This window comes from Nonomuraea purpurea, from assembly GCF_042650645.1.
Taxonomy (GTDB): domain Bacteria; phylum Actinomycetota; class Actinomycetes; order Streptosporangiales; family Streptosporangiaceae; genus Nonomuraea; species Nonomuraea purpurea.
In genome coordinates, this window is sequence record NZ_JBHSBI010000004.1 from 434,992 (window position 1) to 459,893 (window position 24,902).

A 24,902-nucleotide genomic window follows, 5' to 3' on the forward strand; every position below is an offset into this window, starting at 1 on the left:
CCTGGGCCGGCGAAACCTAGGGGTGATAGCAGTTGATGTGCTCGGCGATCTCCGCGGCCGCCTCGGCGCCATAGGCCGCGGAGAACCGCTCGAGGAAGACCCGCTGCCCCAGCTCGTACTCCTGCCCGCCCACGCGCTCCAGCACGTGCGTGGCGGTCAGGTTGCCGATCTGGCCGCAGCGCTCCAGCGGCAGGTCCCAGGCCAGGCCCGACAGGAACCCGGCGCGGAAGGCGTCGCCGACGCCGGTGGGGTCGGCCTTGCCGCGTTCGGGGGCGGGGCCGACCTGGATGGACGGCTCGCCCTTGCGGTCGATGACGGCGCCCTTGGGCCCGAGCGTGGTGATCCGGACGCCGACCCTGTCCAGGATCTCGGCGTCGGACCAGCCGGTCTTCTGCTCGATGAGGCCCTTCTCGTAGTCGTTGGAGAACAGGTAGGCGGCGCCGTCGACGAGCTGGCGGATCTGCTCGTCCTCCATGCGCGCGAGCTGCTGGGAGATGTCGGCCGCGAACGGGACGCCGCGCCGGCGGCACTCGTCGGTGTGGCGCAGCATGGCGTCGGGGTCGTTGGGGCTGATGAGCACCAGGTCGAGGCCGCCCACGCGGTCGGCGACGGGCAGCAGCTCGATCTGCCGCGCCTCGGCCATGGCGCCGGTGTAGAACGAGGCGATCTGGTTGTGCTGCTCGTCGGTGGTGCACAGGAAGCGGGCGGTGTGCTGGGTCTGCGAGACGTGCACGGACTCACAGTCGACACCGTGGCGCTCCAGCCACGAACGGTAGTCGGCGAAGTCGTCGCCGACGGCTCCCACGAGGATCGGCTTCAGACCCAGGCACGCCATGCCGAAGGCGATGTTCGCGGCGCAGCCACCGCGACGGATCTGCAGGTCGTCGACCAGGAACGAGAGTGACACCCGGTCGAGCTGCTCGGCGATCAGTTGATCGCCGAAGCTGCCCGGGAAGGTCATCAGGTGGTCTGTCGCGATGGAGCCGGTTACGGCGATGCGCACGGGATTCTTCTTCCTCGTTGTCAGCAGGCCAATGAGCCCCACGAGAATACGCGAAGGTCCCGCGCGCACAAAGGCGAGCGGGACCCGGCGGCCACCGGCTAGTTGAAGGAGTCACCACAGGCGCAGGAGCCCGTGGCGTTGGGGTTGTCGATGGTGAAACCCTGCTTCTCGATCGTGTCGACGAAGTCGATGGTGGCGCCCATCAGGTAGGGGGCGCTCATGCGGTCGGTGACCACGCCCACGCCGCCGAAGTCGGTGACCACGTCGCCGTCCATCGAACGGTCGTCGAAGAAGAGCTGGTAGCGCAGGCCGGAGCAGCCGCCCGGCTGCACGGCGACCCGAAGCTGCAGGCCCTCCTCGCCCTGCTGCTCGAGCAGGCTCTTGACCTTCGCGGCGGCCGCGTCGCTCAGGACCAGGCCCTGCGTCGTGGTCTCGCTGCTCTCAACCGTCATCTGCTGACTCCCTAACCGGCTGTCTGTTTCCGACGTCCTATCAATGACGCTACCAACACCTGCGGCATGCCACACATTCCCGGGTCGTCTCCCCCAGGAATAAACCGGTTTGTCCGTGTGTCATGATGAGTATCGTCAAACCGACGATAAGGGGGTATGGCCATGGCCACCCAGACTGGGCTGCCACTCTTCGTCCTCGGCCAGGGGGCCGATCCGCACTCCGAGAAGGGCGTCGAGTGCCCCGGCGAGCTGCCGCCCGCCTCCGACCCCGCCCTCGTGGAGCGGGCGCGCAGGGCCAAGGAGGCGCTCGGCGACCGGCTGTTCGTGCTGGGCCACCACTACCAGCGCGACGAGGTCATCCAGTTCGCCGACGTGACGGGCGACTCCTTCAAGCTGGCCCGTCAGGCGGCGGCCAGGCCGGAGGCGGAGTTCATCGTCTTCTGCGGCGTGCATTTCATGGCCGAGTCCGCCGACATCCTCACTGGCGACCCCCAGAAGGTGATATTGCCGGACATGGCGGCGGGGTGTTCGATGGCCGACATGGCCACGTTCGACCAGGTCGAGGAGTGCTGGGAGGCCCTGGAGGACGCCGGGCTCGCCGATCAGGTGATTCCGGTCACGTACATGAACTCCAGCGCCGACATCAAGGCCTTCTGCGGCAGGAACGACGGCGCCGTCTGCACCTCCTCCAACGCCCGCCGCGCCCTGGACTGGGCCTTCTCCCGAGGCGGCAAGGTCCTGTTCCTGCCCGACCAGCACCTGGGCCGCAACACGGCGGTGCTGGAGATGGGCATGTCGCTGGAGGACTGCGTCGTCTGGAACCCCCACCGCCCCAACGGGGGTCTCACGCGGGAGCAGCTCGAGCGGGCCAGGATGATCCTCTGGCGCGGCCACTGCTCGGTGCACGGCCGCTTCACGGCCGAGTCCGTCGACGACGTACGCGCCCGCATCCCCGGCGTGAACGTGCTGGTGCATCCGGAGTGCCGCCACGAGGTGGTGCTCAAGGCCGACCACGTGGGCTCGACCGAGCACATCATCGAGACGTTGCAGGCCGCCCCCGCAGGGTCGAGCTGGGCGATCGGCACGGAACTGAACCTGGTCAAGCGGCTGGCGCGGACGTTCCCCGACAAGAGCATCTCGTTCCTGGACAAGACGGTCTGCTACTGCTCGACGATGAACCGCATCGACCTTCCGCACCTGGTGTGGGCGCTGGAGTCGCTGGTGCTGGGGGACGTGGTGAACCAGATCACGGTGGACGAGGACACCGCCCACTGGGCCAAGGTCGCCCTGGACCGCATGCTCGCCCTCCCCTAGGAGCTCAGGAAGGCGCCGACCGCCGTACGGAAGCCCTCGGGATCCTCGGTCCAGGGCAGGTGCCCCGCGCCCGGCAGGACCACGCGCCGGGCGTGGGGCAGGGCGCGTTCGAGAGAGTCGACCGAGCTGCGGGGCCTGATGTCGTGCTCCCCGTCGACGATCAGCACGGGGACGCGCAGCTCCTCGCACCTGTCCCGCAGCGCCGCGGTGCCCCATTCGCGCTTGTCCTCGGCGTTGATGGCGGCGTTGCAGGCGAAGTTGACCTCGAGCCAGGGCGTGGCCATGCGCTCGGCGTGCTGCCTGGCCCGGCTCGGGTCGGCGAAGTCGGCCGACCACTGCAGCACCGAGAACTCGCGGTCTTGCGCAGGAGTGCGCTCGCGGCGGCCCTTCAGCTCCTCCCAGCGCGCCACGTCGCCGCCCAGCGCGGACCGCAGGTTACGAGAGTAGCCGGCGTTCCAGGTGGTGCCGGGGTCGATGCCGGTGCCAGAGACGTACACCAGGCCGAGAACCCGCCGGGGGTGGTCCAGGGCGTAGCGCAGGCCGAGCTGGGCGCCCCAGGAGTGGCCGAGCAGCACCATGTCCTCCAGCCCGAAATGCCGGCGGACGGCTTCGAGGTCGGCCACGGTCCTGGCCATGGAGTAGGGGCCGCTGCGCTGCGAGCGGCCGCAGCCGCGCTGGTCCCACCGGTGCACGGTGGCCAGGCCGGTCAGCAGGGCCGCCACGTCGTCGAGGGTGTCCCACAGGCCGGGGCCGCCGTGGCAGAAGACCACGGGGCGGCCCGCGCCGGAGCGCGAGGCCCACAACCGGACGCCGTCCTCCGTGGTCACGTTCTCGTCCAAGCGCCGCCTACCCGAAGTCGTAGCCGACCCGCACGAGGACCGTGAGGGACTGTCGTCCGGGGCTGATCGAGGCGTCGGCCTCCGCCGCCGCGAAGGTCGCCCTCATCGGCTGGGGGCCGCCCTGCCTGACCTCCTCGCTCACCGACACCACCCGGCCGAGCGGGCGTCCTGAGAGCTCGGCGAACTGGGCCGCCTTGGCGGCGGCGTCCCTGAACGCCTTGGTCCTGGCCTCCTTCAGGGCACCGGAGGGGTCTGAGACCTCGAAGGCCACGCCGTTGAGCCTGGCCTCCTCGCCGATCCCGGCGACCGTGTCGATCACGTGGTCGGCCCCGGACAGCTCGCGGACGACGACCTCCACGCCCTGGGCGGCCCGGTAGGCGGCCACCTTCGGGTAGACCTCGTACTCGGGGCCCAGGGACAACTCCACCGTGCGGACGTCCTGCGCCGCGATCCCCACCTGGCGCAGGGCCTCCGCGAGGCGGGAGGCGGCGGCTCTGACGGCCGTGAACGCCTCCGCCGCGGACGCCCTGCGGACCTCGACACCGGCGTTCAGCCGCAGGGTGTCGGGTGCGGCCAGGACGGAGCCCTCGCCGATGACGGTGATGTCCACGCCGGGCCTTCCTCTCGGATGCGCTGCCGTCTCGATCCTAGATCAGCCTTCTCCCGATACGGCTAGACCGCGGCGGCGACCGCCTCCGGGTCCGTGCTCTGCACCTGGCGCCCGGCTTGCGGCAGGCGGACGAGCCTGGCCCCGAGATCCCCTGCGAGCCGCTCCCGGCAGGCGCCCTTCTCGCCCGAGCTGATCACCGTGACCTGCGCCTGGGGGAAGGGCGTGCCCTCCCTGAGCCGGCCCAGGTCGGCGGCCATGTCGCGGCGGGCCAGCCACTCCCCCACGGCCGCGGCCGGCACCTTGCCCAAGCGGTAGATGCCGTACGGGTCGGGCCCGCCCGTCACGAGCCGGTGCACGGCGGGCCCGGCCAGGCGGGCCACGGCGGTGGCGCCCCAGGTGCCGCCCAGGGCGGGCAGCCACTGTCCGGCGGACCTGGCCAGGGCGAGCGGGCGGCGCTCCGCGGCGCAGACGGGGTTGACCAGGACGAGTTTGGCCACGCAGAGCGGGTGCAGCCGGGCGAACGCCTCGGCGTGCCAGCAGGCCACCCCGTGGGCGACCACGGTGACCCTGTCCGGGTGCGCGGGGGCCAGGGCGGCCAGGCGGGCGGCCTCGGCGTACAGGGTGGGCGGGGCGGTCGAGCCGGGGCTGAGGCCGAGCCCTGGACGGTCGAAGCGGACGACGCGGTGAGTCCTGGACAACGACCTGGCGACCGCGTCCCAGTGGAACCAGGCGCCCGCGGTTCCCGACGTGATGAGCACCGTGGGCCCCCTGCCCTGCTCGACCACGTGGGGCACGCCGTCCCCCCGGGAGTGGTCGCCGTCGTCGACGAGCAGCCGCAGCGCGACGTACACCAGCCAGACCGCGATCATCGTGAGCTGCGCCCGGTGCGCGATCCCCGCCCCGTGGCCGGCCGCGAGGGCGGCCATGGTGAGCGTGGTGGCCACCACGCTCAGCCCGGTGAACAGCCACGACACCCACGATCGCCAGCGCGCGCTGAGCAGCGTCATGGCGGCCAGGACCGCGGCCGTGGCGAGCATCCCCGCCAGCGTGTGCACGTGGTGCCCGAAGGAGAGGTCGCGGTCGGGGCAGACCGGGTCGCTCAGCGTCGCGCAGTCCAGCGGGAACAGTCCGGTCACGATCGTGAACAGCCCGAATCCGGTCAGCGCCAGCCAGCCCTGCCACTCGCGCGCCACCCTCGGCACGAGCGCCACGCCGAGCGCGCAGGCCAGCCCAGACAGCCCGTCGCTGACCCTGAACAGGCGCGTCCACGGCTGGTCGCGGGCGGCCAGCTCGCTGACGAACCCGTCGGTCCTGTCGACCGCCGGCGTGGTGAACTGGCCGGTGATCCACGCGCTGGCCAGCACGGCGGCCACGATGAACGCCGAAGCCGCGAACACGTACAATCTTCGCTCCACGTGATCATTAGATCACCCACAGCTATCGACCGTTATGTCGCCCCTGCTCAGAGCCCCGGAGCCCCCCAAACAGGGAACCATCTGGACAGGTCGGACTCCAGCGGCAGCTCGCCGTCCAGCGTGCCTCTGGACTGGAGTTCGAGCGCGTTGTCGCGCCGCTGCCCCCGCAGGGGCGCGAACGGGTAGAACGTGCCCCGCTTGTACAGGTAGACGACGGCCAGCCGCCGGGAGTCCTCACCGGCGAACGACACCAGCGAGCACAACAGCGACGGCCCGAACCCCGCCGACTCCAGCGTGGAGTTGACCGCGTGCAGCTCGGTGACCAGGTCGCTGAGCGCGTCGGGCGCGCGGCGCACCAGCAGCCACGTGTAGCCGTACTCGTCGCGGGACTCCTCGACGCGGTCGCCGAGCAGCGCCTTGGCGTCCTGCTCCGCCGAGGCGAACGCACCGCCTTCGGCCGCGCGGAAGGCCACCGAGCCGAGACCCGTGGGCGTGAGCCCGGTCGCGGCCTGCAGCGTCACGGCCGCGGACGGCAGCGCGAACAGCGCATCCAGGTCGGGTTCAACCGGTTTTGACCGGCCGAGGAGGGAATCGAGCCAGCCCATCTGAGTTCAGCCCCTTCCCAGCTGACGGGAGATGTTCGCGAGTTGTTCGAGCCGCCGCTCCAGCGGCGGGTGCGTGGAGAACAGGTTGGCCAGCGTGTCGCCCTTGGCCAGCGCGGGAGCGAAGTAGAAGGCGTTGAACGGCTCCGCCTCGCGCAGGTCTCTCGTCGGGATCCTGGCCATCTCGCCGCTGACCTTGACCAGCGCGCTGGCCAGGGTCGAGGGCCGCTGCGTGAGCAGCGCGCCCGCCCGGTCGGCGGCCAGTTCGCGATAGCGCGACAGGGCGCGGGTGAGCAGGAAGCTGATGGCGTACACGATGACCGAGACGAGCAGGATCACCAGCCCGACGGGCAGGCCGCCCTGGCCGTTGCCGCTGCGCCGGCCGCCGAGCCCCGTGTAGAGCGCGAACCTGGTCATGAGCCCCGCCACGATGCCCAGGAACGAGGCGATCGTCATGACGGCGACGTCGCGGTGGGCGACGTGGGACAGCTCGTGGGCGAGCACGCCCTCGAGTTCTTCCGGCTCCAACCGGCGCAGAATGCCGGTCGTCACGCACACGACGGATTTCTTCTGGTTACGGCCGGTGGCGAAGGCGTTGGGGACGTCGGAATCCGCGATCGCCACCCGCGGCTTGGGCATGTCGGCCAGCGCGCACAGCCGGTCGATCAGGCCGTGCAGCTCAGGGGCCTCCTGCGGCGAGACCTCCCGTCCGCCCATCGCGAACAAGGCGATGCGGTCGGACAGGAAGTACTGCACGAACAGCAGGCCCCCCGCCAGTACCAGCACGGTCAGCGCCTGGACGCCCACAGCGATCAGGACGCCGACGAACACCACGTAGAGCAGCCCGAGCAGGAACATCGTCACGACCATGCGGGCGGTGAGCCCGCGATCGGACGCGAACCGCGTGCTCACGGGATCAGCCCGGGATGAGGCCTTGGTCGCCCAGCATCTCCCGGACCTCCTCGATCGAGGCGTCCGCGGGGGGAAGGATCAGCTCTGACGGCTCAAGGCTGTCGTCGGGAAGCGCCTTGCCCACTTGGCGCACCTTGTCCAGCAACGCGTGCAGCTTGACGCGGAAGGCCCCCTCGTCGTCGACCTCGATGGCCGCTTCGAGCTCGCTGTCGAGCTCGTTGAGCACCGAGATGTCGTCGGCCGAGATCTCGATCTGGCCCTCGCCCATGATCCTGACAATCATGCGCCCTCCCCAGGCTGACGGAGCTGCTGGGTCTGGCCCTGCTGCTGTGGTTGCGACTGCGGCGGACCCTGCTCGATGGCGCTCTTCGGCGCAGGCCCCTGGCCCAGCTCGGCCTTCATCTTGGCCAGCTCCAGCTCGACGTCCATGCCGCCGCCCATGCGGTCGAGCTCGCGCTGGATGTCGTCGCCGCGGCTGCCGCTGACGTCGTCGAGCGCGCCGCTGGCCAGCAGCTCGTCGATCGCGCCCGCGCGGGCCTGCATCTGCGCCGTCTTGTCCTCGGCCCGCTGGATCGCCAGGCCGACGTCGCCCATCTCTTCGGAGATGCCGGAGAACGCCTCGTTGATGCGGGTCTGCGCCTCGGCCGCGGTGTAGGTGGCCTTGATCGTCTCCTTCTTCGTACGGAAGGAGTCGACCTTGGCCTGCAGCCGCTGGGAAGCCGTGGTCAGCTTCTCCTCCTCGGCCTGCAGGTTGTCATGCTGGGTCTTGAGGTCGGCCATCTGCGTCTGCAGGTTGGAGCGCCGCTGCAGCGCCTCACGGGCGAGGTCTTCACGCCCGACCGACAGCGCCTTGCGCCCCTGCTCCTCAAGCCGCTTCGACTGGCTCTCCAGACCGTTGATCTGGAGCTCCACCCTTTTGCGCGATGTGGCGACGTCGGCCACTCCTCGACGCACCTTCTGCAGCAACTCGAGCTGTCGCTGGTAGGAGTAGTCAAGGGTCTCGCGCGGATCCTCCATCTTGTCCAAGGCCTTGTTGGCCTTGGACTTGAAGATCATCGAAAGTCTCTTCATCACGCTCATGCGCGTCGGCCGTCCCCTTCTAGGTCGTGCTGGTGTTCACCCAATGCAGCGCAGCCGCCTTGGGATTACCCTACGCATAACGCACGGGGGCGTCACTAAGTTGCAGTCCAGGTAGGGTTGACGTCGTGTTGCGACGCCGTTCCCAAACTTCCGTGGACGACACCCCCGTCCCCGTTGACGATCCTAAGCCCCAGGGTAAAGGTCGTCCCACACCCAAGCGCCGGGATGCCGAGGGCAGGCGGCGCCAGCCCGTCTCCGCGCCGAAAGATCGCAAAGAGGCCTACCGGCAGATGCGGGCCAAGCAGGCCGCAGAGCGCGACAAGGCCAGACAGGGCATGCTCGCAGGTGACGAGCGGTATTTTCCTGCCCGCGACAAGGGTCCAGCGCGCAAGTTCGCGCGTGATTGGGTCGACTCGCGGCGGCTGCCGAGCCAGTATTTCCTGCCGTTCTCGCTACTGATTCTGCTGGCGACCTGGGTTCCGTGGCCCATGGCGATCCGCGCCCAGATACTCGCCTACGTCATCACGATCGGGTGGCCGATCATGATGATCGGCGTGCTCTTCACCTCCGTGTACGTGTCGTGGAAGGTGAAGAAGCTGGTGGGCGAGAAGATGCCCGGCGAGAGCGTCAGGGGCGTGGGCTTCTACGCGGCCATGCGGGCGCTGCAGATCCGCAAGCTGCGCTTCCCGCCGCCGCTGGTGCAGGTGGGCGGCAAGCCGGTTCCCCCCAAAAAGTGACCAGATTTTTCCGAAATTTCGGTCAGTCGACCGTCGTGGCGGGCGGGGCCACCGCCCCGCGCCCGTCCTGACGCGACCCTCAGGGCGCTTCCCGCGCCACCTCCTCGTACAACCCCCGCGCCTGTCTCCTCACCCCTCAGAGCGCTTCTCGCGTCCCTCAGGGATGCTCCTCGCGCTCTCCTGGGACTCCAAGTTCCTCAGGACCGCGGCTCCAGGGTGCCTCAAGGTGCTTTCACCCACTCCAGTGAGCCGTTCTGGACGGCGGGCCGCCGCCCATAGACCGGGCCGCCCCGTTCCAGGCCGTCCGCGACGTCACGCAGCATCGCGTGGTACGACCTCGGCCCCACCGTGCCCTGGTCGCCGCCCGCGAAGGGCGCCCCTCGCACGCCGCCGTCCGGGTCGGCCTCCATCGTGTCGCCGAAGGGGATGATCCGGCCGGGACCGCCGTCGCGGGCGCAGCCGGCCCGCCATTCGTCTCGGATCCGCCGTATGTCCCACAACTCGGCGCCCGCCACGGTGAACCGCCCCTGGCCTGAGACGCCGTTGTGGCGCAGCAGCGAGGCCCGCAGGTCGTCCGGGAACGACAGGCCCATCTGGGCTTCGGCGATCGCGATCGTCCTGGCCCTGGCCGGGCGGGCGAGCGTGGTGTGGGTGCGGGGCGCGTTCGCCCGCAGCCAGCGCTCGATCCGCCGCCACTGACGGTCCACGGCGGCCTGGACCCGCGGGCTGATCGGCCGTTCCGTCACCTGGCCCGTCCGCGTGCACGCGCCGGTGGGACCGGCGGCAGGCGTCGGTGTGGACTCGCCGGTGGGAGCGGGCGTGCCGCCGAACCCCGTGGGGACGGCCGTGGCGACGGGACCCGTGGGGACGGCCATCGCCTGCGCGCTCTCCTGGGCCCTCAGTTCGGCCGTGAGGGCGTCCTGCTCGGCCTGGTATGCCCGATATTGCGCAGCCCCGGCTTCCTGGCTCTCCGTGGGGATCACGGCCACCGCCAGCACCACGGCCACCACCGCCGCGATGGCGGCCCACACCAGCCCCATCGGGCCGCCCCATGAGGTCCTGGGCGGTGGCGGGGGCGCGGGCTCCTTCTCGGGCATGCGGGCGCGACGGCGTAGCCGTACCACGATCGCGGTCACGATGGCCGCCGTCAGCGCCAGCCGTACGAGCTTCAGCACGTCGCGCACCCTATCCCGAAACGAATCACCCCATCGTCCAGGATTAAGGTCGAACCCATGGAATTCCGACACCTTGGTCACAGCGGTCTCATAGTCAGCGAGATCAGCTACGGCAACTGGCTCACCCATGGCTCCCAAGTCGAGGAGGACGCCGCCAAGCAGTGCGTGGCGGCGGCGCTCGACGAGGGCATCACCACGTTCGACACCGCGGACGTCTACGCGGGCACGAAAGCCGAAGAGGTGCTCGGCCGGGCCCTCAAGGGCGTGCGCAGGGAGTCGCTGGAGATCTTCACGAAGGTCTTCTGGCCGACCGGGCCCGGCAAGAACGACCGCGGCCTGTCGCGCAAGCACATCACCGAGGCGATCCACGGCTCGCTGCGCCGCCTGCAGACCGACTACGTCGACCTGTACCAGGCACACCGCTTCGACAACGAGACGCCGCTGGAGGAGACGCTCAAGACGTTCGACGACCTCGTACGCCAGGGCAAGGTCCTCTACATCGGCGTCAGCGAGTGGACCGCCGACCAGATCGCCAGGGCACTGAAGATCGCGGACGAGATGGGCTTCGACCGCATCGTGTCCAGCCAGCCCCAGTACTCCATGTTGTGGCGGGTCATCGAGTCCGAGGTCGTGCCGCTGAGCGAGAAGGAGGGCATCGGCCAGATCGTCTGGTCCCCGATCGGCCAGGGCGTGCTCACCGGCAAGTACCTGCCGGGGCAGCAGCCGCCCGAGGGTTCGCGGGCGACCGACAAGGGCGGCAGCGCCATGATCGCCCGGTTCATGCGGGACGACGTGCTCACCCGCGTCCAGGAGCTCAAGCCCGTCGCCTCCGACCTCGGACTGAGCATGGCGCAACTGGCGATCGCCTGGGTCCTGCAGAACCAGAACGTCTCCAGCGCCATCGTCGGCGCCAGCCGTCCCGAGCAGGTGCGCGACAACGTGAAGGCGGCGGGCGTCAAGCTCGACGAGAGCGTGATGGGGCGGATCGACGAGATCCTCGGCGACATCGTCGAGCGCGACCCGGCCAAGACGGTGAGCCCGGCCACCCGGCCGTGACCGCCTGACCAAAAACCCCTTGAGCATCAAGAACGCTCAAGGGGTTTTTCCATCACCCGACACTCACTCCGGACGCAATGACAATCCCGCGTATTCGACGCGGTCCTCATCGAGCAAGGCCACCCGCTCGACTCCCGACTCGAGCAGGTCACGCCAGTTCTCGCCAAGCCAGGACTCCGCATCCGCCTGGCTCGGAAAAACTTCTCGCGGCAAAGGGCGATCGGTCACCTCACCACCATTTGCATTCTCATAACGCCACCGCCATGTCATGCCATACGCTCCTTTTCCGCGGGTTCGCCGGCGCACCCTCCGGCGGCACTGGAACCCTACTCCCGAGCTCGGAGGTCAATCGATTCCGCGCGCATGTCGTGTTGCCGCGCGCTCTCCAGAACTCCGTGGGACTGTTCCACCCGCCTCGCACCGAGCGTGACCGTTTTGTACGCTCGGCGCGGTGAAGGTCCTTCTCTCCGGTACGGCGGGCGGCGCGGGCTGGCCCGAACCCGGCTGCGGCTGCGCGTCGTGCGCCCGGCTGCCCTCGGGTCATCGGCGTCCGTTCGAGCTGGTCGTGGACGGCCTGGTGCGCTTCCCCTTCTCCGGCCTCCCCGACGGGTACGCGGCCCGCGCCGACGGGCTGGGGCTGACGTGCCCCGACGGATCCACCCTGCTCTGCCTGCCCTCGGGGCGGGCCGTTCCCGACGGCGGGCCACGCTACGACGTCGTGCTGATCGACCTCCTGGATCGCCCTGAGCGCCTTGGGGAGCTGCGGCGAGCGGGGCTGGCCGACGACCGGAGCCTGGTGGTGGCCGTCGGGATGGACCACCGGGTCCGGTCGGAGGAGGAACTGACCAGGCGGCTGCGGCTGTGGGGAGCCATGGCGGTCCCCGACGGGACGGAACTGGAACCGCCCCCTGGCGGCCCTTGGCCCACGAGGACCGGCCCATCACCAGTCGCCGAGAACAGAGGCGTGGCGCGGGGCGTTCTCAACGGGACGGGGCGGCGGGCGTTGTTGCTGGGCGGGTCACGGTCGGGGAAGTCGGCCGAGGCGGAGTTGCGGCTGGCGGCGGAGCCGCAGGTCACCTACGTCGCCACCGGGCCGGACGGGGCGGATGACGCCGAGTGGGCGCGGCGGGTGCGGGCGCACCGGCGGCGACGGCCCGCGCACTGGGACACCGTGGAGAGCACCGACCTGGCCGGGGTCATCCGCGACGCCACCACGCCGCTGCTGATCGACGGGCTCGGGACGTGGCTGGCGGCCGTGTTCGACGAGCACGGGGCCTGGGAGGGCGACCGCGCGCCGGTGACCGCCCGCTGCGACGAACTGGTGGCGGCCTGGCGTCAGGCGCCGGAGCGGATCGTGGCGGTGTCCGACGAGGTCGGCATGGGCGTGGTGCCCGCGACCGCCAGCGGACGGGCGTTCAGGGACGCGCTCGGGCGGCTCAACGAACGCCTCGCCGCCGAGTCCGAGTACGTGGCGCTGGTGGTCGCGGGACGCCTGCTCGAACTCTGACCGGTCACCTCAGGGGCGGACGGCTCTGGCGTACCAGCGGCCTTCGAGCCGGTCCACCTGCAGGGGGCGGCCGAAGCAGTCGGAGAGGTTGGGCGAGGTGAGGACCTCGTTGACCGGGCCGGCGGCCAGCACTCTGGCGTCGCGCATCAGCATGGCGTGCGAGGTCGTCGCCGGCACCTCCTCCAGGTGGTGGGTCACCGTCACGGTGGTGAGCACGGGCCTGGTGGTGGCGAGATCCTCGACGGCGGTGATGAGGTCTTCACGGGAGGGCAGGTCGAGTCCGGCGAACGGTTCGTCGAGCAGCAGCACCGCCGGGTCCGCCATGAGCGCCCTGGCCACCCTGATCCGGGCCCGTTCCCCCTGCGAGCACACGCGGAACGGCCGGTCGGCCAGGTCCTTGCAGCCGAGGTCGGCGAGCAGCCGGTGGGCGCGCTCGCGCTCGAGGTCGCCGTACTTGTCCCAGAGGGGAACGCTCGTGCCGGTGTGCCCGGTGAGCACCACGGTGTGGGCGGTCGCGCCCTCCTGCTCCATCAGTTCCTCGTCGATCAGCCGCTGGCTGGCCGCGACCAGGCCGATGTGGCGGCGCAGCTCCCGCACGTCGACGCGCCCGAGCTGGTGGCCGAGCACCTTGACCGCGCCTTCGCTGGGGTGCCGTACGGCCCCGGCCAGCGACAGCAGCGTCGTCTTGCCCGCGCCGTTGGGGCCGAGGATCACCCAGTGGTCGCCGTAGTCCACCTGCCAGTCGATGCTGTCGAGCAGCGACTTGCCGACGACCCGGACACCTACGCCTTCGAGTTCAAGCACGTGCATCCCGCCACACTAGTGCGCCCTAGGATCGTCCGTTATGCCTCTCATGCACGGCGTGCGGTTGGCTGTCGGCACGCTCAGTATCTTCCCGGTGCGGGTCGAGCAGGTGGACCGGCAGGTCGCGGGGCGGGCGATGATGCTGGCCCCGGTGGTCGGGCTGGCGCTGGGCCTGGTCGCCGGGCTGCCGCTGTCGCTGCCCGTGCCGCCGTTGCTGGGGGCGGGGCTGGCGGCCGGGCTGCTGGCGGTGCTGACCCGGGGGCTGCACCTGGACGGGCTGGCCGATCTGGCGGACGGGCTGGGGAGCCGCCGTCCCGCCGCCGAAGCCCTCGACATCATGAAAAAGTCGGACATCGGGCCGTTCGGTGTGATGGCGCTCGTGTTCACGCTGCTCATCCAGGTGGCCGCGCTGACCGAGGCCGGGTACGCGGGGCTGGTCACGGCCTGCGTGGCCGGTCGCCTGGCGGTGACCTGGGCCTGCCGCGAAGGGGTGCCCTCCGCGCGCCCCGAGGGGCTGGGGGCGATGGTCGCGGGCACCGTACGCCGCGTCGTCCCGTGGCTCGTCACCCTGGCCGCGCTGGTGACGGCGGCGGCCATCGGCCTGTTCAGCGCCCCGGGGACCGGGATCTGGGCCGCGGGGACGCCCACGGCCCCGGAGATCGCGCCGCAGACGGCGGAGGCCGTGTTCGGCGGCCAGTGGCCGTGCCCCGGTGCCTTCACCACGAGCTTCGGCGGGTCTTGTGAGGACGAGTCGCAGCGCGAGCTGACCGCGGTGTACGCGGCCTCCGATGAGCCGGCGGCGAGCGGGCTCGGCCTGTCAGAAGTGGTCGCCCTCCCGGCCGCGCTGCTCGCCGGCCTGGCCGCCGCCCTGCTGACGCTGCGGCACGCCAGGCGGCGGCTCGGCGGGATCACCGGGGACGTCCTGGGCGCCCTCGTGGAGACCGCCACGGCCACCACCCTGGTCGTGGCGGTCGTGCTCGGCTGATCACCCAGGGGCCGAACACCCGGGAACCTCGCGCCGTACTCGACCAGACCCGGCCGAACCCCAGGAACCCGGGCCGTACTCAACTGGGCCCGGCCGAAGGTTCCAGGGCCGCCCCGGCGGCCGGCTGCGGCGGCCGGATCGGGAAGAAGCGGAGCAGGGCCGTGCCGAGCAGCGCCATCAGGACCCAGCCCACCAGCCCGGTCACGCCGGCCAGCGCCTCGTTCGGCGGTTTGGCGGCGTCCCCGAACTGCAGGGCCAGGCCGGCGACGGCGTTCAGCGAGGCGTGGGCGACGACGGCGGGCCAGACGCTGCCCGTGCGCAGCCGCAACCAGCCGAAGATCACCCCGGCCAGCACGCAGAAGCCGATGAAGACCAGCGCCGCCCATGACCCGAGCCGGGGGTAGTTGTAGCCGAGCAGCGTGAGCGGCGCGTGCCACAGGCCCCAGATGACGCCGGACAGCAGGAGGGCGGCGACGGTGCCGTTGGTGGACATGAGCCTGGGCAGCAGCCAGCCGCGCCAGCCCCACTCCTCCCCCAGCACCGGGATCGCGTTGATCACGGGCCCCATGACGACGGCCAGCACGACCTGCGTCACGGCCACGGTGCCGAGGTCGGCGGGGGCCTCCACTCCCTGGGCCCGTAGCGCGGCCCGCATGAGGCTGAGCTGGTCGAGGTCCACCGACAGCAGCCCGACGGCGGCGCTGACCCCGATCGCCAGGAACACCATCAGCGGCACCCCGAGCCAGGCGCCCAGCAGGAGCAGGAGGGTGCGCCGCCGATTGTCGCCGAACGTCAGCCCCGTCTGCCTGGCCCACTCGCGCCATGGCGTCCGCGTGGCCGCCCACACGCCGAGCACGCCCACGGTGGGTGTGAACATCATCAGCATCGCCAGCCCCAGCATCGACGGCGAGCCCAGCCCGCCGCCGAACCACAGGGGCAGCACCGCCGCCCACGACAACCCGAAGGCCAGGACGATGAAGATGAGAAGAGGTCTTTTCACAGTTCTGCTCGCTCCGTGATGAGGGCGTTGATGAGGGACGCGCCGCGTTCCGCGTCGTCGATGCTGATCGCGAGCTGCCCGCCGGAGTGGTAGCGCACGACCAGGCATTCTCCGCCGCGCAGCATGATGGTGGCGCTGCCGGGCAGCCCGCGCAGGCCCCAGCCTCCGACCTGGGCCGGTGAGCGCTCCTCCGCCCAGGCCAGCTCGATCCGTGACAGCGGGATCCTGCGGGCGGGCCAGCCGAGCGGCCCGAATCCGATGACCAGGCTGTCGCCGCTGACCGTGACGGTGAGCGACATGCCGGCCAGGCCGACCACGGTGATGATGACGAACCCCGGCAGGAGCGTCACCAGCGGGCCGGAGACCGTGCCGACCAGGAAGAGCGCGCCGGTGACCGCCAGGGCCGCCAGTCCCGCGAGGGCGGCCACCACCGCGAGGACGCTCACGACGTGGCTGACCCAGACCGTGCGCTGACCGGGTCGCAGGCGCATGCGGGGCGGCGCGAGGTCCTGGCCGGGCGGTTCGTCGGGCGCGCCTCTGCCGAGGTATCCGGCGAGCACGGCCGCGCCCAGCGTGGCGAGGAGCATCACGACGACCTGCCAGCCGCTCAACCGGGCGCCGCTCCAGTCGGACAGGTCGAGGTTGGCGGCCAGCGTCTGGGCGTTCACGCCCGTGAGCATCACGCCGAGCGCGAACAGGCAGCCCCACCAGAGCATGCGGCCCTGACGGCGGGCGATCGCCCGCCCGGCCATGGCCACCATGACCAGCCAGGGCACCGCCCACAGCAGGACGACCATGAGCAGGTAGGAGGTGAACGGCATCGACCTGTCCGGCATGCTGCCGGGCCCCCAGTGCGTGGCCAGGGGTTCGGGCAGCCGGTCGCGCAGCGCCAAAGGGGGCACGAGCAGCACAGCGGTGACGGCTAGTCCCCACCCGATGGCGACGACTCGGGGTTTCATGGCAGTTCCTCCAGGATGGTGATGACGTCGTCGCGGCCGTACCCGAGCCTTCTGGCCTCATCCAGCAGCTCGCGCGCCCGCTGGGCGAGCAGGGCGCGGCCGTCCGCGCGGCCGGCCACGCTGACCCCGCGCCCCCGCCTGAACTCCAGCAGGCCCTCGTCACGCAGCTCGCGCAGCGCCCGCAGCACGGTGTTGGGGTTGATGCCGAGCGCCTGGGCCAGGTCGCGGGCCGGCGGCAACCGGTCCCCCTGCCGGTAGGAGCCCTCGCCGATGGCACGGCGGATCGCGCCGGCCACCTGCTCGTGCAGGGGCCGCGCGTCGTTGAGATCCAGCGTCAGCAACATGATGCTAATGACACTAGCATCATTCTTCAGAGCAGGCGATTGGTAGGATGAACCCCTGTTTGTGAGTACACAGAAGACCTGGATAGCATCGGTTTACGTGACCACTGTGCGGCTGAACTCAGCAGATCCAGTCTCCATCGACACCGACGCCTTGATCGTCGGCTTCAGGTCAGGCCAGGAAGGGCCACGCGCCGCCACGGGCGCCGAGACACTCGACGCGGCCTTCGGCGGCAAGCTGTCCGCCTCCCTCGCGGCGGTCGCCTTCTCCGGTAAGGCCGGAGAAGTGGCCAAGCTGCCCACGTTCGGCGCCATCGCCGCCCCGCTGCTGGTCGCGGTCGGCCTCGGCGACTCCACCGACCTCGAAGGCCTGCGCAGGGCCGCGGGCGCCGCCGTGCGCTCACTCGCCGGCACCGCCCGCGCCGCGCTCGCCCTGCCCGCCGACAGCCCGCAGGAGGCCGAGGCCGTCGCCCTCGGCGGGCTGCTGGGCGCCTACGCCTTCTCCCGCTATCGCACGAACGGCGAGCAGAAGGCGCCGGTGTCCGAGCTCACGGTGGTCTCCGGCCAGCCCGAGAACGTCGCCGCGCGCGCCGGCGTGCTGGCCGAGGCCGTCACGCTGGTGCGCGACCTGGTCAACACGCCTCCCTCCGACCTGTGGCCGGCCAAGTTCGCGGAGATCGCCGAGCAGGTGGGCGTCAAGGCGGGGCTGAGCGTCGAGGTGCTCGACGACAAGCAGCTCAAGGACGGCGGCTACGGCGGCCTCATCGGCGTCGGCCAGGGCTCGGCCAACCCGCCGCGCCTGGTGCGCCTGTCCTACAGCCACCCCGAGGCCGCCAAGACGCTGGCGTTCGTGGGCAAGGGCATCACGTTCGACTCCGGCGGCCTGTCGCTCAAGCCGTCGGCCTCCATGGACTGGATGAAGTCCGACATGGGCGGCGCGGGCGCGGTGTTCGGCGCGCTGGTCGGCATCGCCAGGCTCGGCCTGCCGGTGAACGCCGTCGGCTACCTCTGCCTGGCCGAGAACCTGCCGAGCGGCACCGCCCAGCGTCCCTCCGACGTCCTGCACAGCTACAGCGGCAAGACCGTCGAGGTGCTCGACACCGACGCCGAGGGCCGCCTGGTGCTGATGGACGGCATCGCCAGGGCCGCCGAGGACAACCCCGACGTGATCGTCGACGTGGCCACCCTCACCGGCGCGCAGATCGTCGCGCTCGGCTGGCGCACGGCCGGCGTCATGTCCAACGACGACGCCGTCAGGGAACTGGTCGTCGAGGTCGCGGGGACGGCCGGCGAGGGCGCCTGGGGCATGCCGCTGCCGGAAGAGCTGCGCAAGGGCCTCGATTCGCCCATCGCCGACATCGCCAACCTCCAGCCGGAGCGCTGGGGCAGCATGCTGGCCGCGGGCATCTTCCTGAAGGAGTTCGTGCCCGACGGGGTGCGCTGGGCCCACATCGACATGGCCGGGCCCGCCTTCAACAAGGGCGAGCCGCACGGTTACACCCCCAAGGGTGGCACCGGCGCGATCACCCGCACCCTGATCGGACTCGCGGAGCGGCACGCGAGCATCTGAAACAAATGAAAAGATGACGGCATCACGAACACCCCGACAAGGAGCCTTCCTGTGGCCTTTGACATCGTCGTCCTAGGTGGCGGCAGCGGCGGTTACGCCTGCGCGCTTCGGGCGGCTGAGCTGGGCAAGTCGGTCGCCCTGATCGAGAAGGACAAGATCGGCGGCACCTGCCTCCACAGGGGATGCATCCCCACGAAGGCTCTGCTGCACTCGGCCGAGGTCGCCGACGAGACCCGCGAGAGCGAGGCCTACGGCGTCAAGGCGCGCTTCGACGGCATCGACGTCCAGGGCGTCCACCAGTTCAAGGACAAGATCATCACGCGGGCCTGGAAGGGCGTGCAGGGCCTGCTGAAGTCCGCGGGCGTGACGATCGTCGAGGGCGAGGGCCGGCTGGTCGGCGCCGGCAAGGTCCAGGTGGGCTCCGACGTCTACGAGGGGCGCAACCTCGTCCTGGCCACGGGCTCGGCGCCCAAGACGCTGCCCGGCCTGGAGATCGACGGCCGCCGGGTGATCACCAGCGAGCACGTGCTGACGATGGACCGCGTGCCCGCTTCGGTGATCGTGCTGGGCGGCGGTGTGATCGGCGTCGAGCTGGCCAGCGTCTACCGCTCCTTCGGCGCCGAGGTCACGATCGTCGAGGCGCTGCCGCATCTGGTTCCCACCGAGGAGGAGTCCAGCTCCAAGCTGCTTGAGCGGGCCTTCCGCCGCCGCGGCATCAAGTACGAGCTCGGCGTCTTCTTCGACAGCGCCAAGACCACGGAAACCGGCGTGGTCGTCACCCTGGCCAACGGCAAGACCCTCGACGCCGAGATCCTGCTCGTCGCGGTCGGCCGCGGGGCCGTCTCCTCGGGCATGGGCTTCGAGGAGCAGGGCATCGCCATCGAGCGCGGCGCGGTCGTGGTCGACGAGCACTGCCAGACCTCTGTGCCCGGCGTGTACGCCATCGGCGACCTGATCCCGACGCTCCAGCTCGCGCACGCGGGCTTCGCGGAGGGCATCATGGTGGCCGAGCACATCGCCGGCCTCAATCCGCCGCCGATCGACTACGCGGGTGTGCCGCGCATCACCTACTCTGACCCTGAGGTGGCTTCTGTCGGCATCACCTCGGCGCAGGCGGCCGAGCGCGGCATCGAGATCGTCGAGCAGGTCTACGACCTGGCGGGCAATCCCAAGAGCCAGATCCTGGGCACCGCGGGCGCCGTGAAGGTGATCGCTCAGAAGGACGGCCCCGTGGTGGGTGTCCACATGGTCGGCCGGCGCATCGGCGAGCTCGTCACCGAAGGCCAGCTCATCTACAACTGGGAGGCGCTGCCCGCAGAGGTCGCCCAGCTCATCCACGCACACCCGACCCAGTCCGAGGCCATGGGTGAGGCGATGCTGGCTCTGGCCGGCAAGCCGCTGCACGTTCACAACTAGTCAAGCCCTCGAGATCAGAACGCGAGAGAAGATAACGATGCCGGTCTCCGTACAGATGCCCCAGCTCGGCGAGAGCGTGACCGAGGGCACGGTAACCCGTTGGCTGAAGAAGGAGGGCGAGCGCGTCGAAGCCGACGAGCCGCTCCTCGAGGTGTCTACCGACAAGGTCGACACCGAGATCCCGTCGCCGTCCGCGGGTGTCCTCACCAAGATCGTCGTGGCTGAGGACGAGACGGTCGAGGTCGGAGCCGAGCTCGCCATCATCGACGAGAACGGCCAGCCCGGCGCCACCGCCAAGGCCCCGGAGGCGGCGCCCGCGCCGGCCCCGCAGCCCGAGCCCGCGCCTGAGCCCGCCCCCGCGCCTACGGTCTCCTCCATCCCGCAGCCGGCTCCGCCGGCTCCGGCTCCCGCGCCCGCCCCGGCCCCTGCTCCGGCCCCTCAGGTCGCTCCCCCGGCGCAGCCGGTCGCCCAGCCCGCTCCCGCGGCGCCGTCGGGTGACAGCCCCTACGTGACGCCGCTGGTGCGCAAGCTCGCCAACGAGCACGGGGTCAACCTCGACTCGATCAACGGCACCGGCGTAGGCGGCCGCATCCGCAAGCAGGATGTGCTGGAGGCGGCCAAGGCCCAGCGCGAGCAGGCCGCCGCGGCCCCGGCGCCCGCCCCCGCCCAGCCCGCTCCCGCTGCCGCCGCTCCCACCCCTGCCGCCGCCGCCCAGGCCCCGGTCACCGCGGCTCCCGAGCCGGTGGAGGTCGACACGACGCTGCGCGGCCGTACGGAGAAGATGACGCGCCTGCGTCAGACCATCTCCAAGCGCATGGTCGAGTCGCTGCAGACGGCGGCGCAGCTCACCTCCGTCGTCGAGGTCGACGTGACGAAGATCGCGCGTCTGCGCGCGAAGGCGAAGGACGACTTCTTCCGCCGCGAGGGCGTGAAGCTGACCTTCACCCCGTTCTTCGCGATGGCCACGGTCGAGGCGCTCAAGCAGCACCCGAAGCTCAACGCCACGATCAACAACGAGACCAACGAGGTCACCTACTTCGACGTCGAGAACCTCGGCCTCGCGGTCGACACCGAGCGCGGCCTGCTCGCGGCGGTCGTCAAGAACGCCGGCGACCTCAACCTGGCCGGCATCGCCCGCAAGATCACCGACCTCGCTGAGCGCACCCGCAACAACCAGATCACGCCCGACGAGATCACCGGCGGCACCTTCACGCTGACCAACACCGGCAGCCGTGGGGCGCTGTTCGACACCCCGATCCTCAACCAGCCGCAGGTCGGCATGCTCGCCACCGGCGCCGTCGTCAAGCGGCCCGTGGTGATCGACGGGCCTGAGGGCGAGGTCATCGCGGTGCGGTCGATGATGTACCTGGCGCTGACGTACGACCACCGGCTCGTCGACGGCGCCGACGCGGCTCGCTTCCTGACGACGATCAAGCGTCGTCTGGAGGAGGGGCGTTTCGAGGCGCAGCTCGGGCTCGCGTAAGACCCGCTCTGAGCGGTTTTCCGGCCGGGTGGCCCGCAAAGGGGCCGCCCGGCCGTTCGCGTCCCGCAGGCGCGGGGCGGCGCGCCCGGAAGGGCTCGAAGGGGTGCGCGGGCGTACTGTGGACGCATGACGATCATCGTGACTGGGGCGTCCGGCTTGCTGGGGTCGGCGCTGGTCGAGGCGCTGCGGGCCGACGGGCAGGAGGTCGTCCGGCTCGTACGGCGTGAGCCGCGCGCCGCCGACGAGGCGCATTGGGATCCGGCCGGCCAGGAGATCGACGTGGCCGCGCTGCGGGGCGCGCAGGGCGTGGTGCACCTGGCGGGCGCGTCGATCGGCGACAAGCGGTGGAGCGAGGCGTACAAGCGCGAACTCGTGGACACCCGCGTCAACGGGACGCGGGTGCTGGTGGACGCGCTGCGCGAGCTGGATTCCCCGCCCGAGGTGCTGGTGTCGGCCTCCGGTGTGGACTTCTACGGCGACACGGGCGACCAGGTGATCGACGAGAGCCAGGGCAAGGGCTCGGGGTTCCTGGCGGATCTGTGCGAACGCTGGGAGGGCGAGGCCCGGCGGGCGGGTGAGGCGGGGATCAGGACCGTCCAGCTTCGGACGGGGCTGGCGCTCAGCGGGCGCGGCGGCGCGCTCGGGCGGATGCTGCCGCTGTTCAGGATGGGGCTGGGGGCGCCCCTTGGGTCGGGAAAGCAGTACTGGTCGTGGATTTCGGCGGACGACTGGGCGGGCGCCGTACTACATGTGTTGAAAAATCGGGACATTTCTGGGCCGGTGAATCTCACCTCCCCCACCCCGATCACCAACGCGGAATTCACCCGCAAACTCGGAAAGGCCGTGGGCAAATCCACGATGCCGATGCCGGTTCCTGCGTTCGCGCTGACCATCGGCCTCGGCGAGTTCGCCAAGGAAGCACTGCTGCCCAGCCACCGGATCACGCCGAAGAAGCTGACCGACACCGGCTACCGTTTCGCCCATAACAGTCTCGATGACGCACTGAGCGCCGTACTCTAGAGTGCTCCCCGCTCTTCTGCCGGACGCAGATGGGCGACAATATTGACTGGACGTCATTCCCCTCGTAAACACTCGCCGTCGTTTCCATGCCCAAGGAGATCGCATGAGCCGGTCAGGACAGTCTCACATCCTCGCCATCGGAGGCGGATCGTTCCGCCAGAGCAGGCGCCACAGCTTCATCGAGGCCAGCCCGCTGCTGCGCTACGGCCTCGACCTGACCGGGCAGGACCGGCCGAAGCTCGGCCTGGTCGCCACGGCCGTCGGCGACGCCTCTGACTGGATCCTGAAGATGTACGGCGCCTTCGCCGGCTGGGACGTCGAGTTGAGCCATCTGACGGTGTTCCCGATGCCCAACGTCGAGGATCCCCGGGCGTGGATGCTGGAGCAGGACATGATCTATGTCAGCGGTGGCAGCGTGGCCAATCTGATGGCGTTGTGGCGGCTGCACGGGCTGGACGAGGCGTTCGAGGAGGCCTGGCGGGCCGGGGTGGTGCTGGCGGGGCAGAGCGCGGGCGCCCTGTGCTGGCACGTCGGCGGCAACACCGACTCCTTCGGCCCCGACCTTCGGGTGTGGGCCGACGGCCTGGGCCTGCTGCCCTACTCGTGCGGCGTGCACTACAACTCCGACTCGCAGCGCCGTCCGCTGCTGCAGAAGTCGGTGGCCGAAGGCGAACTGCCGGGCGGCTACGCCGCCGACGAGGGCGTGGGGCTCCATTACGTCGGAACGGAGTTCATCCAGGCGGTGACGGTCGATCCAGGCGGCTACGCGTACAAGGTGGATCACGACGGTGCCGACGGTGTCAAAGAGGTAAGGATCGACCCACGGTTGCTGACCCCCTGATTACTCTTCAGGGGTGAGGCACCGGCACAATGGGCTCATGCGCCCCATGCACGGGGACGATCCCCGCACTCTCGCCATCGTCCGGCTCGGCGTCGACGTCCCCTACGAGCAGGCCTGGTCGCTGCAGCGCTGGGTGCACGGCAAGCGGGTCGCGGGAGAACTGGGCGAGACCGTCCTGATCCTCGAGCACGCCCCCGTCTACACCGCGGGCAAGCGCACCGCCCCGCACGAACGCCCGTCCGACGGCACCCCCGTCGTCGACGTCGATCGGGGCGGGCGCCTGACCTGGCACGGCCCGGGGCAGCTCGTCGCCTACCCGATCGTGGCCGTCACCGACGTGACCGCGTACGCCTGCCGCCTGGAGGAGGCGATGATCCAGGTCTGCGCCGACTTCGGCGTCACGGCCAGGCGGGCGCGCGGCCGAGGCGGTGTGTGGGCGGCCGGCGACGCCAGCCTGGGCCTGCCCGACCGCCAGCTCGGCGCGGTGGGCCTGCGCGTGGCGCGCGGCGTCACCATGCACGGCTTCGCCCTCAACTGCGCCAACGACCCGCGCTGGTTCAACCGCATCGCGCCGTGCGGGCTCCCCGACGTGGGCGTCTCGTCGCTGTCGGCGGAGACGGGGCGGCGCATCGTGGTCGAGGAGGTCATGCCGATCGCGGAGAAGCGGCTGGCGGAGGCCCTCGGCCTGGAGCCGTTCGACCTCCACGAGGAGGATCTGCTGCGCGGCCGGTAACCGAATCGGGTTCGGCCTCATCATCTGATGGGCCCCCGGAACCGGCCGCTTCCCCGGCGGACGTAAGCTGAGGACGTGACCGTTGCTCCTGAAGGCCGAAAGCTCCTCCGCCTGGAGGTGCGCAACGCCGAAACCCCTATCGAGCGCAAGCCCCCGTGGATCAAGACCAAGCTGAGGACGGGCCCCGAGTACACCGAGCTGAAATCGCTGGTGCGCCGGGAGGGCCTGCACACGGTCTGTGAAGAGGCGGGCTGTCCCAATATCTACGAGTGCTGGGAAGATCGCGAGGCGACCTTCCTCATCGGCGGCGAGCAGTGCACGCGCCGCTGCGACTTCTGCCTGATCGACACGGGCAAGCCCAAAGACTACGACCGTGACGAGCCGCGCCGGGTGGCCGAGTCCGTCCAGCAGATGGGCCTGAAGTACGCGACCGTGACCGGCGTGGCTCGCGACGACCTGCCCGACGGCGGGGCCTGGCTGTATGCCGAGACCGCCCGCCAGATCCACGGGCTGCTGCCCGGGTGCGGGGTCGAGCTGCTGGTTCCCGACTTCAACGGCGACCGCGACCAGCTCGAAGAGGTCTTCTCCAGTAAGCCCGAGGTGTTCGCCCACAACATCGAGACGGTGCCGCGGATCTTCAAGCGCATCCGGCCCGCGTTCCGCTACGAGCGGTCGCTGGCCGTGATCACGATGGCCAGGGAGGCCGGGCTGGTCACCAAGTCCAACCTGATCCTGGGGATGGGCGAGACGCGCGAGGAGATCGTCGAGGCCATGCGCGACCTCCACGAGGCCGGCACCGACCTGCTGACGATCACCCAGTATCTGCGGCCGACGCCGCGCCACCACCCGATCGACCGGTGGGTCAAGCCGGAGGAGTTCGTGGAGCTGCAGGCAGAGGCCGAGGCCATCGGGTTCGCCGGCGTGCTGTCGGGTCCGCTGGTCCGCTCGTCCTACCGGGCGGGACGCCTCTACAAGCAGGCGATCGAGGCACGTCAGACCGCGTGACAAGGAGCCCCGGGGTGCTTGCCCGCCCTGGGGCTTTCTCGTG

The 24,902-nt window shown here is 70.6% G+C and carries 27 protein-coding genes; 12 read left to right on the forward strand and 15 right to left on the reverse strand.

Going from position 1 to position 24,902, the window contains the following annotated elements:
• Positions 1-16: 16 nt before the first annotated feature.
• Both ACFOY2_RS10930 and erpA read right to left on the reverse strand, forming a co-directional pair.
• Positions 17-1,003 carry a carbohydrate kinase family protein gene (locus ACFOY2_RS10930; protein ID WP_379527836.1) on the reverse strand — a complete coding sequence of 329 codons (987 nt, stop codon included), beginning with the start codon at positions 1,001-1,003 and terminating at the stop codon, positions 17-19.
• Between the two features lie 98 nt (positions 1,004-1,101).
• The gene (gene erpA / locus ACFOY2_RS10935) at positions 1,102-1,455 is read right to left on the reverse strand and encodes an iron-sulfur cluster insertion protein ErpA (RefSeq protein WP_357805798.1); all 354 of its coding nucleotides are present in this window, start codon (positions 1,453-1,455) and stop codon (positions 1,102-1,104) included.
• Positions 1,456-1,611: 156 nt separating this feature from the next.
• On the opposite strand from erpA, the gene nadA reads away from it, so the two are divergent.
• On the forward strand, positions 1,612-2,769 hold the full coding sequence (nadA, locus tag ACFOY2_RS10940; protein WP_379527837.1) for a quinolinate synthase NadA: 1,158 nt from the start codon (positions 1,612-1,614) through the stop codon (positions 2,767-2,769).
• Here the strand turns inward: nadA and ACFOY2_RS10945 are convergent.
• The 7 genes from ACFOY2_RS10945 to ACFOY2_RS10975 form a co-directional block, all read right to left on the reverse strand.
• Positions 2,766-3,596, reverse strand: a complete 831-nt coding sequence (locus ACFOY2_RS10945) for an alpha/beta fold hydrolase (RefSeq protein WP_379527838.1) — start codon at positions 3,594-3,596, stop codon at positions 2,766-2,768. The two genes, nadA and ACFOY2_RS10945, sit on opposite strands and share 4 nt — an antisense overlap.
• A 19-nt stretch (positions 3,597-3,615) precedes the next feature.
• Complete coding sequence (locus ACFOY2_RS10950) at positions 3,616-4,218, reverse strand: SIMPL domain-containing protein (protein ID WP_379527839.1); 603 nt, start codon at positions 4,216-4,218, stop codon at positions 3,616-3,618.
• A gap of 62 nt (positions 4,219-4,280) precedes the next feature.
• Positions 4,281-5,633 (reverse strand): alpha/beta fold hydrolase, encoded by a 1,353-nt coding sequence (locus tag ACFOY2_RS10955; protein WP_379527840.1) that lies wholly within the window; start codon positions 5,631-5,633, stop codon positions 4,281-4,283.
• Between the two features lie 47 nt (positions 5,634-5,680).
• Positions 5,681-6,238: a PspA-associated protein PspAB gene (pspAB, locus tag ACFOY2_RS10960; protein WP_379527841.1), complete on the reverse strand. Its 558-nt coding sequence runs from the start codon at positions 6,236-6,238 to the stop codon at positions 5,681-5,683.
• A gap of 6 nt (positions 6,239-6,244) precedes the next feature.
• Entirely contained in the window at positions 6,245-7,147 is a 903-nt protein-coding gene (gene htpX, locus ACFOY2_RS10965; protein ID WP_379527842.1) for a zinc metalloprotease HtpX, read from the reverse strand.
• A 4-nt stretch (positions 7,148-7,151) separates the two neighbouring features.
• Positions 7,152-7,430, reverse strand: coding sequence for a PspA-associated protein PspAA (gene pspAA / locus ACFOY2_RS10970; protein ID WP_379527843.1), 279 nt, complete (start codon positions 7,428-7,430; stop codon positions 7,152-7,154).
• Positions 7,427-8,227, reverse strand: a complete 801-nt coding sequence (locus tag ACFOY2_RS10975; RefSeq protein WP_379527844.1) for a PspA/IM30 family protein — start codon at positions 8,225-8,227, stop codon at positions 7,427-7,429. The genes pspAA and ACFOY2_RS10975 overlap by 4 nt, the downstream gene beginning before the upstream one ends.
• Before the next feature lie 125 nt (positions 8,228-8,352).
• Here ACFOY2_RS10975 and ACFOY2_RS10980 point away from each other — a divergent pair, with 125 nt between their 5' ends.
• Positions 8,353-8,964, forward strand: a complete 612-nt coding sequence (locus tag ACFOY2_RS10980) for a DUF3043 domain-containing protein (RefSeq protein WP_379527845.1) — start codon at positions 8,353-8,355, stop codon at positions 8,962-8,964.
• Between the two features lie 221 nt (positions 8,965-9,185).
• Here ACFOY2_RS10980 and ACFOY2_RS10985 read toward each other — a convergent pair whose 3' ends face one another.
• Positions 9,186-10,139, reverse strand: a complete 954-nt coding sequence (locus tag ACFOY2_RS10985; protein WP_379527846.1) for an SMI1/KNR4 family protein — start codon at positions 10,137-10,139, stop codon at positions 9,186-9,188.
• A 57-nt stretch (positions 10,140-10,196) separates the two neighbouring features.
• On the opposite strand from ACFOY2_RS10985, the gene ACFOY2_RS10990 reads away from it, so the two are divergent.
• Entirely contained in the window at positions 10,197-11,195 is a 999-nt protein-coding gene (locus ACFOY2_RS10990) for an aldo/keto reductase family protein (RefSeq protein ID WP_379527847.1), read from the forward strand.
• 63 nt (positions 11,196-11,258) lie between these two features.
• Here ACFOY2_RS10990 and ACFOY2_RS10995 read toward each other — a convergent pair whose 3' ends face one another.
• Positions 11,259-11,465 carry a hypothetical protein gene (locus tag ACFOY2_RS10995; protein WP_379527848.1) on the reverse strand — a complete coding sequence of 69 codons (207 nt, stop codon included), beginning with the start codon at positions 11,463-11,465 and terminating at the stop codon, positions 11,259-11,261.
• A 181-nt stretch (positions 11,466-11,646) separates the two neighbouring features.
• On the opposite strand from ACFOY2_RS10995, the gene ACFOY2_RS11000 reads away from it, so the two are divergent.
• On the forward strand, positions 11,647-12,702 hold the full coding sequence (locus ACFOY2_RS11000; RefSeq protein WP_379527849.1) for a bifunctional adenosylcobinamide kinase/adenosylcobinamide-phosphate guanylyltransferase: 1,056 nt from the start codon (positions 11,647-11,649) through the stop codon (positions 12,700-12,702).
• A gap of 9 nt (positions 12,703-12,711) precedes the next feature.
• Here the strand turns inward: ACFOY2_RS11000 and ACFOY2_RS11005 are convergent, their stop codons facing one another.
• A complete protein-coding gene (locus ACFOY2_RS11005) occupies positions 12,712-13,512 on the reverse strand; it encodes an ABC transporter ATP-binding protein (RefSeq protein WP_379527850.1) in 801 nt (266 codons plus the stop codon).
• Between the two features lie 34 nt (positions 13,513-13,546).
• Between ACFOY2_RS11005 and ACFOY2_RS11010 the strand changes: the two genes are divergently transcribed.
• Complete coding sequence (locus ACFOY2_RS11010; RefSeq protein WP_379527851.1) at positions 13,547-14,491, forward strand: adenosylcobinamide-GDP ribazoletransferase; 945 nt, start codon at positions 13,547-13,549, stop codon at positions 14,489-14,491.
• Positions 14,492-14,570: 79 nt separating this feature from the next.
• Here ACFOY2_RS11010 and ACFOY2_RS11015 read toward each other — a convergent pair whose 3' ends face one another.
• From ACFOY2_RS11015 to ACFOY2_RS11025, 3 genes are read right to left on the reverse strand one after another with little or no spacing between them, the layout of a single operon-like run.
• Positions 14,571-15,491 carry a CPBP family intramembrane glutamic endopeptidase gene (locus tag ACFOY2_RS11015; protein WP_379527852.1) on the reverse strand — a complete coding sequence of 307 codons (921 nt, stop codon included), beginning with the start codon at positions 15,489-15,491 and terminating at the stop codon, positions 14,571-14,573.
• A complete protein-coding gene (locus ACFOY2_RS11020; protein WP_379527853.1) occupies positions 15,488-16,450 on the reverse strand; it encodes a hypothetical protein in 963 nt (320 codons plus the stop codon). Before ACFOY2_RS11020 ends, ACFOY2_RS11015 begins: the two co-directional genes overlap by 4 nt.
• Positions 16,447-16,794 (reverse strand): GntR family transcriptional regulator, encoded by a 348-nt coding sequence (locus ACFOY2_RS11025; protein WP_379527854.1) that lies wholly within the window; start codon positions 16,792-16,794, stop codon positions 16,447-16,449. Before ACFOY2_RS11025 ends, ACFOY2_RS11020 begins: the two co-directional genes overlap by 4 nt.
• A gap of 97 nt (positions 16,795-16,891) precedes the next feature.
• Between ACFOY2_RS11025 and ACFOY2_RS11030 the strand changes: the two genes are divergently transcribed.
• The 7 genes from ACFOY2_RS11030 (at position 16,892) to lipA (ending at position 24,859) form a co-directional block, all read left to right on the forward strand.
• The gene (locus ACFOY2_RS11030; RefSeq protein ID WP_379527855.1) at positions 16,892-18,361 is read left to right on the forward strand and encodes a leucyl aminopeptidase; all 1,470 of its coding nucleotides are present in this window, start codon (positions 16,892-16,894) and stop codon (positions 18,359-18,361) included.
• Positions 18,362-18,412: 51 nt separating this feature from the next.
• Positions 18,413-19,777 (forward strand): dihydrolipoyl dehydrogenase, encoded by a 1,365-nt coding sequence (gene lpdA / locus ACFOY2_RS11035; protein ID WP_379527856.1) that lies wholly within the window; start codon positions 18,413-18,415, stop codon positions 19,775-19,777.
• Positions 19,778-19,814: 37 nt separating this feature from the next.
• Positions 19,815-21,260: a 2-oxoglutarate dehydrogenase, E2 component, dihydrolipoamide succinyltransferase gene (gene sucB / locus ACFOY2_RS11040; RefSeq protein WP_379527857.1), complete on the forward strand. Its 1,446-nt coding sequence runs from the start codon at positions 19,815-19,817 to the stop codon at positions 21,258-21,260.
• 126 nt (positions 21,261-21,386) lie between these two features.
• Positions 21,387-22,280 (forward strand): TIGR01777 family oxidoreductase, encoded by an 894-nt coding sequence (locus tag ACFOY2_RS11045; RefSeq protein WP_379527858.1) that lies wholly within the window; start codon positions 21,387-21,389, stop codon positions 22,278-22,280.
• A 103-nt stretch (positions 22,281-22,383) separates the two neighbouring features.
• Complete coding sequence (locus tag ACFOY2_RS11050; RefSeq protein ID WP_379527859.1) at positions 22,384-23,121, forward strand: Type 1 glutamine amidotransferase-like domain-containing protein; 738 nt, start codon at positions 22,384-22,386, stop codon at positions 23,119-23,121.
• A 37-nt stretch (positions 23,122-23,158) separates the two neighbouring features.
• Positions 23,159-23,854: a lipoyl(octanoyl) transferase LipB gene (gene lipB, locus ACFOY2_RS11055; RefSeq protein ID WP_379527860.1), complete on the forward strand. Its 696-nt coding sequence runs from the start codon at positions 23,159-23,161 to the stop codon at positions 23,852-23,854.
• 75 nt (positions 23,855-23,929) lie between these two features.
• Positions 23,930-24,859, forward strand: a complete 930-nt coding sequence (gene lipA, locus ACFOY2_RS11060; protein ID WP_379527861.1) for a lipoyl synthase — start codon at positions 23,930-23,932, stop codon at positions 24,857-24,859.
• The last annotated feature ends 43 nt before the right edge of the window (positions 24,860-24,902 follow it).

Bases quoted from the DNA above. Each gene is read 5' to 3' on its own strand.
- erpA (WP_357805798.1), bottom strand. From the start codon at position 1,455: ATGACGGTTGAGAGCAGCGAGACCACGACGCAGGGCCTGGTCCTGAGC.
- nadA (WP_379527837.1), top strand. From the start codon at position 1,612: ATGGCCATGGCCACCCAGACTGGGCTGCCACTCTTCGTCCTCGGCCAG.
- pspAB (WP_379527841.1), bottom strand. From the start codon at position 6,238: ATGGGCTGGCTCGATTCCCTCCTCGGCCGGTCAAAACCGGTTGAACCC.
- pspAA (WP_379527843.1), bottom strand. From the start codon at position 7,430: ATGATTGTCAGGATCATGGGCGAGGGCCAGATCGAGATCTCGGCCGAC.
- ACFOY2_RS10975 (WP_379527844.1), bottom strand. From the start codon at position 8,227: ATGAGCGTGATGAAGAGACTTTCGATGATCTTCAAGTCCAAGGCCAAC.
- ACFOY2_RS10990 (WP_379527847.1), top strand. From the start codon at position 10,197: ATGGAATTCCGACACCTTGGTCACAGCGGTCTCATAGTCAGCGAGATC.
- ACFOY2_RS10995 (WP_379527848.1), bottom strand. From the start codon at position 11,465: ATGACATGGCGGTGGCGTTATGAGAATGCAAATGGTGGTGAGGTGACC.
- ACFOY2_RS11005 (WP_379527850.1), bottom strand. From the start codon at position 13,512: ATGCACGTGCTTGAACTCGAAGGCGTAGGTGTCCGGGTCGTCGGCAAG.
- ACFOY2_RS11010 (WP_379527851.1), top strand. From the start codon at position 13,547: ATGCCTCTCATGCACGGCGTGCGGTTGGCTGTCGGCACGCTCAGTATC.
- ACFOY2_RS11020 (WP_379527853.1), bottom strand. From the start codon at position 16,450: ATGAAACCCCGAGTCGTCGCCATCGGGTGGGGACTAGCCGTCACCGCT.
- ACFOY2_RS11025 (WP_379527854.1), bottom strand. From the start codon at position 16,794: ATGTTGCTGACGCTGGATCTCAACGACGCGCGGCCCCTGCACGAGCAG.
- sucB (WP_379527857.1), top strand. From the start codon at position 19,815: ATGCCGGTCTCCGTACAGATGCCCCAGCTCGGCGAGAGCGTGACCGAG.
- ACFOY2_RS11045 (WP_379527858.1), top strand. From the start codon at position 21,387: ATGACGATCATCGTGACTGGGGCGTCCGGCTTGCTGGGGTCGGCGCTG.
- ACFOY2_RS11050 (WP_379527859.1), top strand. From the start codon at position 22,384: ATGAGCCGGTCAGGACAGTCTCACATCCTCGCCATCGGAGGCGGATCG.
- lipB (WP_379527860.1), top strand. From the start codon at position 23,159: ATGCGCCCCATGCACGGGGACGATCCCCGCACTCTCGCCATCGTCCGG.